Genomic DNA, 11483 nt, shown 5'->3' with positions numbered 1-11483 from the left:
CTGCGTGGCGAGCGTCGCGAAGATGTCGTCCGCCTCGTAGCCCTCGCGCTCGAGCGTCGGGATGTGCAGCGTCTCGAGGATCTCCTTGATGAGCGGGACCTGGCCGCGGAACGGCTCGGGCGACGACTCGCGCGTGCCCTTGTAGCTCGGGAGGATCTCCGTGCGGAACGACTGGCGCCCCGCGTCGAACGCGACGGCGACGTGCGTCGGCTCCTCGTCCCGCAGGAGGTTGATGAGCATCGACGTGAAGCCGTACACCGCGTTCGTGTGCTGTCCCGTGGTCGTCGAGAAGTTCTCCGCCGGGAGCGCGAAGAACGCGCGGTAGGCCATGGAGTGTCCGTCGATGAGCAGGAGGCGAGGTCGCGCGGAGGTCGTCACGGGTGCCAACCTACAGTCCATGACCGACACGCACGGCCCCGACCGGACCACCGACCCCGCCGCGCCCGCGGCCGCCGCGACAGGCGCGCCCGCGGCCCCGCGCCACGCCTACGAGGCCATGGGCCTGCGCACCGCGGGAACGCTCATCGAGCGCATGGGCATCGAGCTGGAGGTCGTGAGCGCCGACCGGGTCACCGCACGCATGCCCGTCGCGGGCAACACCCAGCCCGCGGGCCTGCTGCACGGGGGCGCGTCGGTCGTGCTCGCCGAGACGCTCGGGTCGATCGCCGCGCAGCTCCACGGCGGGCCCGGGCGCGCCGCGGTGGGGATCGAGGTCAACGCCACCCACCACCGGGGGGTGCGCGACGGCTGGGTCCACGGGGAGGCCGTCGCGGTGCACCGGGGCCGCACGACGGCGAGCTACGAGATCGTGGTGTCCGACGACGAGGGCCGTCGTGTGTGCACGGCCCGCCTCACGTGCATGATCCTCAGCCGGGACTGACGGCGACGCCGCGGCGGCCCGTCCCGGGTGGGCTCTGCCCGCGGACGGCCGCCCGGCTCAGCCGGGCAGGGTCTCGCGGGCCTCGACCGGCGTCACGACACCGCTGCGGTTCCGGTACTCCGCCTGGAACTCGCGCAGGTCGACCGGTCCGGACATCGTCTCGGTCCGGGCACGACGACGGCGCGCGATGAGGTCCTCGAGGGAACGGGTGCCCCGGCGGGTGGGGGTGAGGTCGGCCGCGAGGCGACGCTGGAGCACCGCGGTCGACACGACGCGGTGGCCCGCGACCGGGCCGAAGCCGAGCCGCGCGAGGAAGCGCTGGACGCCGCGGGATCCGGGGATCGGGACCGAGTAGACGTGCGTCGCACCGGCGCCGGCAGCGAGGTCCGCCGTCGCGCTGAGCAGCGCGTGACCCACGCCGCGTCGGCGGGAGTCCTCGCCGACGTAGACGGCCTCGACGTACAGGCTCGGCTCGTCGGCGAACAGGTGCGGGTCGAGCACGCGCGCGAGCACGAACCCGACGGGGCGGCCGTCGTGCAGGGCGACGAGGACGTTGCCGCCCGGGAGCGTGAGCAGCACCGACAGGTGCCGGACCAGGCGGTCCTCGTCGGGCGCGCAGATCTGCGCCCCGGACGCCGACTCGCGCCGGGCCTCCGAGCACAGCACAGCGATCCCCGGCAGGTCGTCACCGACCGCGGGCCTGACCTCCACTGCTGGGCGCACCGCGCTCCTCCTCGTTCGCACCGTGGGACCGACGGCACCGAGGGACGTGGGGGGTGAGATGGTTCCACGTCGCTCGGACGGCGCCGTCGGCCGTCGACTGAGCACTACGTGGCGACCGCGTGTCCACCGCCCCGGGAACTACTGGACGCCAGTCCAAGACGATAGCCCGCCCGGGGCGCCGTGACAAAGGTCCTGCTCAGGACACCGGCCACGGCCGATCGGTCGCCGACGCGGGCTCAGGCGCCGCCGACCTGCTCGATGACGGCGTCCGCGACCTCGCGCATGGTGAGGCGCCGGTCCATCGACGTCTTCTGGATCCAGCGGAACGACTCCGGCTCCGACAGACCCATCTTGGTCATGAGCAGACCCTTGGCACGGTCCACGCGCTTACGCGTCTCGAAGCGCTCCGCCAGGTCCGCGACCTCGGACTCGAGCGCTGTGATCTGCGAGTAGCGCGAGATCGCGATCTCGACCGCGGGCAGCAGGTCCGCCGGCGTGAACGGCTTGACGACGTAGGCCATGGCCCCCGCGTCGCGCGCCCGCTCGACGAGCTCCGCCTGCGAGAACGCCGTGAGCAGGACGACCGGCGCGGCGTGCGCCTTGCCGATCTGCTCCGCGGCGGAGATGCCGTCGAGCTCGGGCATCTTCACGTCCATGACGACGACGTCGGGCTTGAGCTCGAGAGCCAGCTTGACCGCCGTGGCGCCGTCGCCCGCCTCGCCGACGACGTCGAAACCGGCGTCGCGCAGCGTCTCGACCACGTCGAGACGGATCAGGGCCTCGTCCTCGGCGACGACCGCGCGGCGCGCGGGACGGCCCGACGGGGCGGGGGTCGCGGCGGGCTCGGGCTCGATCATCGGGGGCAGGTCGAGCGGCTGCTTGTCCTCGGGCTGCGCTGTCTGGTCACTCACGGGGTTCACTGTAGTGCGCCGCACCCCCTGCCGCCCCCGCGTTTCGCCCTCGGAGGAGTGTGATTCTCGTGAAGGCGCGCACGTGTGGTTCGATGGTGCACGCGCAACGGACCCGGCGACCGGCTCCGACGCGCACCGCCCCGGTAGCCCAACCGGCAGAGGCGTTCGGCTCAAACCCGATCCAGTGTGGGTTCGAATCCCACCCGGGGCACCTCCCCTGTCACCGCGCCGCACCCGGCGCGAGCCGGCGGCCCGTCCCCCACGCCGACGGCTCCGGACCGTACCGGACGACCATCGAGCGGAACGCCTCCGCCGCGCGCGTCCGAGCACCCGCCCGTTCCGCGCCGGGCTCCACCGCCTCCGACGCGCGCGCCAGCTCGTCGTCGACGAACCACCCCAGTGGTCTCGGGACGGCGCCGGCACCCATCTCGCGCGACACCGCCTTGAGCGCGACGAGCTCCGCCGCGGCGCGCACCACGTCCCCCGAGGCCTCCCCCTCCGTGAGCAGCGTCACCAGATCCATGGGCGGTACGGCGTCGTCGGGGCGCACGCGCAGCCACCGCAGCGTCGCCGCCGGGCGCACGACGTAGAAGACCTTCTTGTACGGCACCGCGGGCACCGACCACCATCGGTCGCGCTGACCCAGCGCCACGTGCAGGTAGTGGCGCCGCAGCGCGTCGCGGTCGACGACGTGCTCCGCGAGCGCGAGCAGCTCCGCCCGGAACGCGTCGTCGGCGCGATAGACGATCGGCGAGCGCAGCCACTCCAGCAGGGTCGCGTTCCCCCGTACGAGCAGCCGGACCGCCTTGAGCAGGTCCCACCCGTTCACGTCAAGCACCGCGTCGAGCGGGGTCTCGACGACGTCGCGCCGCGGCCACGGGTCCAGGTAGTCCGCCTGCGACCGGACGTACACGAACCGGCAGTCGTGGTCCGAGTCCGGCGACGGGAACCCCCATGCACGGCTCCCGCTCTCCACCGCGAGCGGTATCGCGACCCGCTCGTCGCGCACGACGGCGTCCAGCCGCGCGTCGACCCGACGCACGACCGCAGGGTCCAGGGAGTCCGGCACGGCACGCATCCCGCGAGGGTAGGGGTACCGAGAACCCCGTGTCGTGCACTTTCCGGCACGGTGCCGGGTCGGACGGTGACGTCACCGGGGAGCGGGGCCGGAGAGGAGGAGGGCGCGGGTCGTGGCGGGGCTGGCGGGAGGCCGCGAGGCACGAGCGGCCGGATGGTAGACCCGCGCCCTCCTCCTCGGAGCGCCTCGCGAAGGCGACCGCACGGGCCGGCTCCGGAACGCCGGACGGCGGCGCCCCCACGAGAGGGGCGCCGCCGTGCGACGTCATGCGCGGTCTACGCCCTCACGGGCGCGACGGCGTCAGGCGCGCGTGTCGGAGTGGTCGCCGATCTTGTGCACGAGGATCGAGTTCGTCGTGCCCGGCTGGCCCACGGGGGCGCCGGAGACGACGACCACGAGGTCGCCGACCTCGGCGAGGCCGTTGGCCTGGAGGGTCGTGTCGACCTGGTCGACCATCGCGTCGGTGTTCTCCACCTCGGGCACCTGGTAGGTCTGGGTGCCCCATGTGAGCGACAGGACGTTGCGCACGTGCTCGCGCGGCGTGAAGGCGAGCAGCGGGATCGACGAGCGCAGGCGCGACATGCGGCGCGCCGAGTCGCCCGACTGGGTGAACGTCGCGAGGTACTTCGCGCCGAGGATCTCGCCGATCTCCGCAGCCGCGCGCGTGATGGCGCCACCGCGCGTGTGCGGGGTCGAGCCGAGCGGCGCGATGCGCTCGCGGCCGGCCTCCTCCGTCGCCTCGATGATGCGGGCCATGGTCTGCACCGTGAGGATCGGGTACTCGCCCACGCTGGTCTCGCCCGAGAGCATGACCGCGTCGGCGCCGTCGAGGACGGCGTTGGCGCAGTCGGACGCCTCGGCGCGCGTCGGGCGCGGCGAGTTCGTCATGGACTCGAGCACCTGCGTCGCGACGATGACGGGCTTGGCGTTGCGACGCGCGAGCTCGACGATGCGCTTCTGGACGAGCGGCACCTGCTCCAGCGGGAGCTCGACCGCGAGGTCGCCGCGGGCGACCATGACGCCGTCGAACGCGTCGACGATCTCGGCGAGGTTCTCGACGGCCTGCGGCTTCTCGATCTTCGCGACGACGGGGACCGTGCGGCCCTCCTCGTCCATGATCCGCTTGACGTCCTCGAAGTCCTTCGCGGACCGCACGAAGGACAGCGCGATGATGTCCGCGCCGAGCTTGAGGGCCCAGCGCAGGTCGTCCTGGTCCTTCTCGGACAGCGCCGGCACGGAGACCGCGACGCCCGGGAGGTTCAGGCCCTTGTTGTTCGACACCGGGCCGGCGACCTCGACGCGCGTCACGACGCGCGGGCCCTCGACGGCGGTGACGCGGACGAGCACCTTGCCGTCGTCGATGAGGATCGGGTCGCCGACGCGCGCGTCGCCCGGCAGGCCCTTGTGCGTCGTGGAGACGAGCTCCTTGGTGCCGACGACGTCCTCGGTCGTGATCGTGAAGGTGTCACCCTCCTCGAGCCAGTGCTTCTCGTCGCCGCCGAAGCGGCCCAGGCGGATCTTCGGCCCCTGGAGGTCGACGAGCACCGCGACGGAGCGGCCCGACTCGGCGGCGGCCTCGCGCACGCCGTGGTAGACGGCCGCGTGCTCCTCGGCGCTGCCGTGGCTGCGGTTGATCCGCGCCACGTCCATCCCGGCGTCGACGAGCGCGCGGAGCTGCTCCTTCGACTCGGTCGCGGGTCCGATGGTGCAGACGATCTTTGCTCTGCGCATATCTCCAGCCTCTAGTCTTCCGACCGGCCGGGAGCCGGTCGTCGCGGGGTGCCCCTCCCTAGGATGCCCCGCTCATCGTCCCGGCGCCGGACACCCGGCGCCGGGGTGCACGTCAAGCGCGCAAGGACACGGTGTTCGCGCGCACAGGCGCGGGCAGCTCGGTCCCTCCCTGAAGGTAGGCGTCGACGGATGCCGCCGCCGCCCGTCCCTCGGCGATCGCCCACACGATCAGCGACTGCCCACGACCCGCGTCGCCGGCCACGAAGACCCCGGGCAGCGACGACGCGAAGTCGTCGCCGCGCGCCACGAGGCCGCGGCCCGTGAGGTCCGCGCCGGCCTGGGTCGTGATGGTCGCCGTCTCCGGCCCGGTGAAGCCCATCGCGACGAGCACGAGGTCCGCGGGGATCTCGCGCTCGGTGCCCGCCTTGGGCACGCGACGGCCGTCGGGCAGGTACTCGGTCTCCGCGACGCGCAGCGCGCGCACGGCTCCGTTCTCGTCGCCCAGGAACTCGACGGTGGACGCGAGGAACTCGCGCTCACCGCCCTCCTCGTGCGACGTGGACACCTCGAACACGATCGGGTCCGTCGGCCACGGCTGGGTCGCGGACCGCTCGAGCGGCGGCTGCTTGCCGATCGCGAGCGTCGTCACGCTCGCCGCGCCCTGGCGCAGCGAGGTGCCGAGGCAGTCCGACCCGGTGTCGCCGCCGCCGATGACGATGACGTGCTTGCCCGTGGCCGTGATCTGGTCGGCGACCTCGCGCCCGGCGACGACGGCGTTCGCCTGGTGCAGGAAGTCCATGGCGAAGTGGATGCCGTCGAGCTCTCGCCCGGGGACCGACAGGTCGCGCGGGACGGTCGCACCCGTGGCGACCACGACGGCGTCGTACCGGGCCCGCAGGTCGTCCCACGTGATGTCGACGCCGATCTCGACCCCGGGGCGGAACCGCGTGCCCTCGGCCTCCATCTGCGCCACGCGGCGGTCGATGTGGTGCTTCTCGAGCTTGAAGTCGGGGATGCCGTAGCGCAGCAGCCCACCGATCGCGTCGTCCCGCTCGTAGACGGCGACCGTGTGGCCGGCGCGCGTGAGCTGCTGAGCGGCGGCGAGGCCAGCGGGTCCCGAGCCCACGACGGCGACGGTCGAGCCCGTGAGGCGCTGCGGCACCTGCGGCGTGACGTAGCCGCGCGCGAACGCCTCGTCGATGATCGAGACCTCGACGTTCTTGATCGTCACGGCCGGCTGGTTGATGCCGAGCACGCAGCTCGACTCGCACGGTGCGGGGCACACGCGACCGGTGAACTCCGGGAAGTTGTTGGTCTCGTGCAGGCGGTCGATCGCGTCGGCCCACTGGTCGCGGTAGACGAGGTCGTTCCACTCCGGGATGAGGTTCCCGAGCGGGCAGCCCTGGTGGCAGAACGGGATGCCGCAGTCCATGCAGCGTCCCGCCTGCTCCTTGAGGAACGGCTGGCCCTCCTCGAGGTGCGCGTGCACGTCCTTCCAGTCCCGCAGGCGCACGGCCACCGGGCGGTTGGGCGGGAGCTCGCGCTCCCGCACCTTCAGGAATCCGCGGGGGTCAGCCACGGGCCACCTCCAAGATCTGGTCCCACACGCCCGGGGCCGCGGGGTCGAGCCCTGCCGACTCCGCCTTCTCGAGCGCCGAGCGCATGCGGGCGAAGTCGGTCGGCAGCACGCGCGTGAAGCGCTGGACGGCCGCGGGGAAGTCCTCGAGGAGCTCGGCCGCGAGCGGCGACCCCGTCTCCTCGTGGTGGCGACGGACGAGCTGCTCGACGAGCGCGACCTCGGCGTCCTCGAGCGGGCTCAGGCCGAGCTCGCCGGTGGCGAGCGCGCTCGTGTTGACGTTGCCCTCGCGCAGGTCGAGCACGTACGCGGTGCCGCCGGACATGCCGGCGCCGAAGTTGCGCCCGGTCGGGCCGAGCACGAGCACCGTGCCGCCCGTCATGTACTCGCAGCCGTGGTCGCCCACGCCCTCGACGACGAGCGTGGCGCCCGAGTTGCGCACGCCGAAGCGCTCGCCGACCCGGCCGCGCAGGAAGATCTCGCCCGACGTCGCGCCGTAGCCGATGACGTTGCCCGCGACGACGTTGCTCGACCCGGTGAGGACCGCGTTGCGGTCCGGGCGCACGACGATCCGTCCGCCCGACAGGCCCTTGCCGACGTAGTCGTTCGCGTCGCCGAACAGGCGCAGCGTGACGCCGCGCGGCAGGAACGCGCCGAGCGACTGGCCGGCGGACCCGGTGAGGGTCACGTCGATCGTGTCGTCGGGCAGGCCCTCGCCGCGGAACCGCTTGGTCACCTCGTGGCCGAGCATCGTGCCGACGGTGCGGTTGACGTTGCGCACCGGCAGGGAGATGCGGACCGGCTCGCGCCGCTCGAGCGCGTCCTCGGCGAGCGCGACGAGCTGGTTGTCGAGCGCCTTCTCGAGGCCGTGGTCCTGCGTCGTGGTGTTGCGCAGCGAGGCGCCCTCCACCGGCACGGGACGCTCGAGCACGGGCCCGAGGTCGAGGCCCTGGGCCTTCCAGTGGTCGATCGCCTTGCGCGTGTCGAGGAGCTCGACCCGGCCGATGGCCTCCTCGACGGTCCGGAAGCCGAGGCGCGCCAGGTACTCGCGCACCTCCTCGGCGATGAACTCGAAGAAGTTCACGACGAACTCCGGCTTGCCCGTGAACCGGGCGCGCAGCTCGGGGTTCTGCGTCGCGACGCCGACCGGGCACGTGTCCAGGTGGCACACGCGCATCATGACGCAGCCCGAGACGACCATGGGGGCGGTCGCGAAGCCGAACTCCTCGGCTCCGAGCAGCGCCGCCACGACCACGTCGCGGCCGGTCTTCATCTGGCCGTCGACCTGGACGACGATCCGGTCGCGCAGGTTGTTGAGCACGAGCGTCTGCTGGGTCTCGGCGAGGCCGATCTCCCAGGGCGTGCCCGCGTGCTTGAGCGACGTCAGCGGGCTCGCACCCGTGCCGCCGTCGTGACCCGAGATGAGGACGACGTCCGCGTGCGCCTTGGACACGCCCGTCGCGACCGTCCCGACGCCGAACTCGGAGACGAGCTTGACGTGGATGCGCGCCGCCGGGTTCGCGTTCTTCGCGTCGTGGATGAGCTGGGCGAGGTCCTCGATCGAGTAGATGTCGTGGTGGGGCGGCGGCGAGATGAGCCCGACGCCCGGCGTCGAGTGCCGGGTCTTCGCGACCCACGGGTACACCTTGTGCCCAGGGAGCTGACCGCCCTCGCCGGGCTTGGCGCCCTGGGCGAGCTTGATCTGGATGTCGTCCGCGTTCGTCAGGTACTCGCTCGTGACGCCGAAGCGGCCCGACGCGATCTGCTTGACCTTGGAGCGGCGCTCCGGGTCGTACAGGCGCTCCGGGTCCTCGCCGCCCTCGCCGGTGTTCGACCGGCCACCCAGACGGTTCATCGCGATCGCGAGGGTCTCGTGCGCCTCCGCGGAGATCGACCCGTAGGACATGGCGCCCGTGTTGAAGCGCTTGACGATCTCGCTCACGGGCTCGACCTCGTCGAGCGGGACCGCGGGGCGCTCGCCCTCGCGCAGCGCGAGGAGGCCGCGCAGCGTCATGAGGCGCGAGGACTGCTCGTCCACGCGGTGCGTGTACTGGCGGAAGATGTCGAACCGGCGCTCGCGCGTGGCGTGCTGCAGGCGGAAGACCGTCTCCGGGTCGAACAGGTGCTCCTCGCTGTCGCGGCGCCACTGGTACTCGCCGCCCGTCGTGAGGCGCACGTGCGGGCGGTGGTTGCCGGACTTGGGGTACGCGTCGACGTGGCGCGCGGCGACCTCGGCCGCGACGACGTCGAGCCCGATGCCGCTGAGGCGCGACGTCGTGCCCGTGAAGAACGCCTGCACGAGGTCGTGGGACAGGCCCACCGCCTCGAACACCTGGGCGCCGCGGTACGAGGAGATGGTCGAGATGCCCATCTTGCTCATGACCTTGAGCACGCCCTTGCCGAGCCCCTTGATGAGGTTCGCGACGGCCTTCGCCGGGTCGACCGTGAGGTAGCCGCGGCGCGCGAGGTCCTCGACCGTCTCCATGGCGAGGTACGGGTTGACCGCGGCCGCGCCGTAGCCGATGAGCAGCGCGACGTGGTGCACCTCGCGCACGTCGCCGGCCTCGACGACGAGCGACACCTGGGTGCGCGTGTGCCGCCGCAGCAGGTGGTGGTGCACCGCGCTCGACAGGAGCAGCGACGGGATCGGCGCGTGCTCGGCGTCCGAGTCGCGGTCCGACAGCACGATGAAGCTCGCGCCCGCGGCGACGTGCTCGTCGACCTCGGCGAAGATCTCCTCGAGGCGGGCGAGCAGGGACTCGCCGCCGCCCGCGACGCGGTACAGGCCCTTGATCGTCACCGCGCGGAAGATGCCGGAGAGCTTCGGGTCCTTGTCGACGCGGATGATCTTCGCGAGCTGGTCGTTGTCGAGCACGGGGAAGGGCAGCATGAGCTTGCGCGCGTGCTCGGGCGTGTCGACGAGGAGGTTCGGCTCCGGGCCGATCGCGCCGCCGATGGACGTGACGAGCTCCTCGCGGATCGCGTCCAGCGGCGGGTTCGTCACCTGCGCGAACATCTGCGTGAAGTAGTCGAACAGCAGGCGCGGACGCTTCGCGAGGACGGCGATGGGCGTGTCCGTGCCCATCGCGCCCAGCGGCTCCGCCCCCGTGTTGGCCATCGGGGTGAGGATGACCTTGAGCTCCTCCTGCGTGTACCCGAAGGCGCGCTGGCGGCGCTCGACGGACGCGGGGCTGTGCGCGACGTGCTCGCGCTCGGGGAGCTGGTCGAGGTAGACCGCGTTCTCGGCGACCCACTGCGCGTACGGGCGCTGGGCGGCGAGCTGGGACTTGATCTCCTCGTCCTCGATGATCCGGCCCTGGCCGGTGTCGACGAGGAACATGCGGCCGGGCTCGAGGCGGCCCTTGCGGACGATCGTCGCGGGGTCGAGGTCGAGCACGCCCGCCTCGCTCGCGAGCACCACGAGGCCGTCCTCGGTCACCCAGTAGCGCCCCGGGCGCAGGCCGTTGCGGTCCAGGACCGCGCCGATGAGCGTGCCGTCGGTGAAGTTGAGGCACGCGGGGCCGTCCCACGGCTCCATGAGCGTCGAGTGGTACTCGTAGAACGCGCGCAGGTCCGGGTCCATGTCGGCGTGGTTCTCCCACGCCTCCGGGATCATCATGAGCACCGCGTGCGGCAGCGAGCGGCCCGAGAGGTGCAGGAGCTCGAGCACCTCGTCGAAGCTCGCCGAGTCGCTGGAGCCCTCCGAGCACACCGGCAGGAGCGGGGCGAGGTCGCCGACGGCCTCGCTCGCGAGGGTGCCCTCACGCGCCGCCATCCAGTTCCGGTTGCCGCGCACCGTGTTGATCTCGCCGTTGTGCGCGATCATGCGGAACGGCTGCGCGAGCGGCCACGACGGGAACGTGTTCGTCGAGAACCGCGAGTGCACGAGCGCGATCTCGCTCGCGTACCGCGGGTCGGACAGGTCGGGGAAGAACGGCTCGAGCTGCGCCGTCGTGAGCATCCCCTTGTACGTGAGGGTGCGCGCCGAGAGCGACGCGAAGAACAGGCCGAGCTCGTTCTCCGCGCGCTTGCGCAGGCGGTACGTGCGACGGTCGAGCTCGACGCCGGACAGCTCGCGCGCGGGGTCCGCGACGACGACCTGACGGAACAGCGGCATGGACGCACGCGCGCTCGGGCCGACGAGGTCGGCCGTGACGGGCACGTCGCGCCACGCGAGGACCTCGAGCTTCTCCTCCGCCGCGATCGCCTCGACGCCACGGGCCGCCTCGGCGGCGGCGTCGGCCTCCTGCGGGAGGAAGGCCATGCCGATGGCGTAGTGGCCCGCGGGCGGGAGCTCCGCGTCGACCACGTCGCGCACGAAGGCGTCGGGAATCTGCGTGAGGATCCCGGCGCCGTCGCCGCTGTTCTCCTCGGCACCGACGGCGCCGCGGTGGTCGAGGTTGAGCAGGGCCGTCAGCCCCGCGTCAACGATGTCGCGTCCGGGCGTGCCGCGGAGCGTCGCCACGAAGGCGACGCCGCACGCGTCGTGCTCGGCGGCGGGGTCGTACAGACCGGATGCCGTGGGAGGGGCGGACAGGGCGGGTGCCCGGTGCGCGTCCCGATACTGCGGCGTGGTCATCAACA

Annotated in this window: 8 protein-coding genes and 1 tRNA gene; 2 read left to right on the top strand and 7 right to left on the bottom strand. The window is 72.6% G+C overall.

Going from position 1 to position 11483, the window contains the following annotated elements; all coding sequences use genetic code 11:
• The coding region (locus ABWU78_RS04285) for a 5'-3' exonuclease (RefSeq protein WP_439157643.1) at nt 1-399 on the bottom strand (399 nt) is incomplete at its 3' end.
• A gap of 97 nt (nt 400-496) precedes the next feature.
• Between ABWU78_RS04285 and ABWU78_RS04280 the strand changes: the two genes are divergently transcribed.
• Complete coding sequence (locus ABWU78_RS04280; RefSeq protein ID WP_253050722.1) at nt 497-880, top strand: hotdog fold thioesterase; 384 nt, start codon at nt 497-499, stop codon at nt 878-880.
• 57 nt (nt 881-937) lie between these two features.
• On the opposite strand, the gene ABWU78_RS04275 is transcribed toward ABWU78_RS04280, so the two are convergent.
• On the bottom strand, nt 938-1603 hold the full coding sequence (locus ABWU78_RS04275; protein WP_253049697.1) for a GNAT family N-acetyltransferase: 666 nt from the start codon (nt 1601-1603) through the stop codon (nt 938-940).
• Nucleotides 1604-1839: 236 nt separating this feature from the next.
• Nucleotides 1840-2460 (bottom strand): ANTAR domain-containing response regulator, encoded by a 621-nt coding sequence (locus tag ABWU78_RS04270; protein WP_053370758.1) that lies wholly within the window; start codon nt 2458-2460, stop codon nt 1840-1842.
• Nucleotides 2461-2651: 191 nt separating this feature from the next.
• Here ABWU78_RS04270 and ABWU78_RS04265 point away from each other — a divergent pair.
• A tRNA-Leu gene (locus ABWU78_RS04265) sits at nt 2652-2725 on the top strand.
• A 9-nt stretch (nt 2726-2734) separates the two neighbouring features.
• Here ABWU78_RS04265 and ABWU78_RS04260 read toward each other — a convergent pair.
• From ABWU78_RS04260 to gltB, 4 genes are all read right to left on the bottom strand, one after another.
• Nucleotides 2735-3592, bottom strand: a complete 858-nt coding sequence (locus ABWU78_RS04260; protein ID WP_439157642.1) for a nucleotidyltransferase domain-containing protein — start codon at nt 3590-3592, stop codon at nt 2735-2737.
• Nucleotides 3593-3892: 300 nt separating this feature from the next.
• Nucleotides 3893-5323: a pyruvate kinase gene (gene pyk, locus ABWU78_RS04255; protein ID WP_253049701.1), complete on the bottom strand. Its 1431-nt coding sequence runs from the start codon at nt 5321-5323 to the stop codon at nt 3893-3895.
• Nucleotides 5324-5435: 112 nt separating this feature from the next.
• Nucleotides 5436-6902: a glutamate synthase subunit beta gene (locus ABWU78_RS04250; protein ID WP_253049703.1), complete on the bottom strand. Its 1467-nt coding sequence runs from the start codon at nt 6900-6902 to the stop codon at nt 5436-5438.
• On the bottom strand, nt 6895-11478 hold the full coding sequence (gene gltB, locus ABWU78_RS04245; RefSeq protein ID WP_353709194.1) for a glutamate synthase large subunit: 4584 nt from the start codon (nt 11476-11478) through the stop codon (nt 6895-6897). Before gltB ends, ABWU78_RS04250 begins: the two co-directional genes overlap by 8 nt.
• Nucleotides 11479-11483: the final 5 nt, after the last annotated feature.

The sequence above is a fragment of the Cellulosimicrobium sp. CpK407 genome (assembly GCF_051844275.1).
GTDB classification, from domain to species: domain Bacteria; phylum Actinomycetota; class Actinomycetes; order Actinomycetales; family Cellulomonadaceae; genus Cellulosimicrobium; species Cellulosimicrobium cellulans_G.
Note: the sequence above shows the minus strand (reverse complement) of the source record. Positions and strands in the feature narration are given on the sequence as shown.

Bases quoted from the DNA above. Each gene is read 5' to 3' on its own strand.
- ABWU78_RS04280 (WP_253050722.1), top strand. From the start codon at position 497: ATGGGCCTGCGCACCGCGGGAACGCTCATCGAGCGCATGGGCATCGAG.
- ABWU78_RS04270 (WP_053370758.1), bottom strand. From the start codon at position 2,460: ATGATCGAGCCCGAGCCCGCCGCGACCCCCGCCCCGTCGGGCCGTCCC.
- ABWU78_RS04260 (WP_439157642.1), bottom strand. From the start codon at position 3,592: ATGCGTGCCGTGCCGGACTCCCTGGACCCTGCGGTCGTGCGTCGGGTC.
- pyk (WP_253049701.1), bottom strand. From the start codon at position 5,323: ATGCGCAGAGCAAAGATCGTCTGCACCATCGGACCCGCGACCGAGTCG.
- gltB (WP_353709194.1), bottom strand. From the start codon at position 11,478: ATGACCACGCCGCAGTATCGGGACGCGCACCGGGCACCCGCCCTGTCC.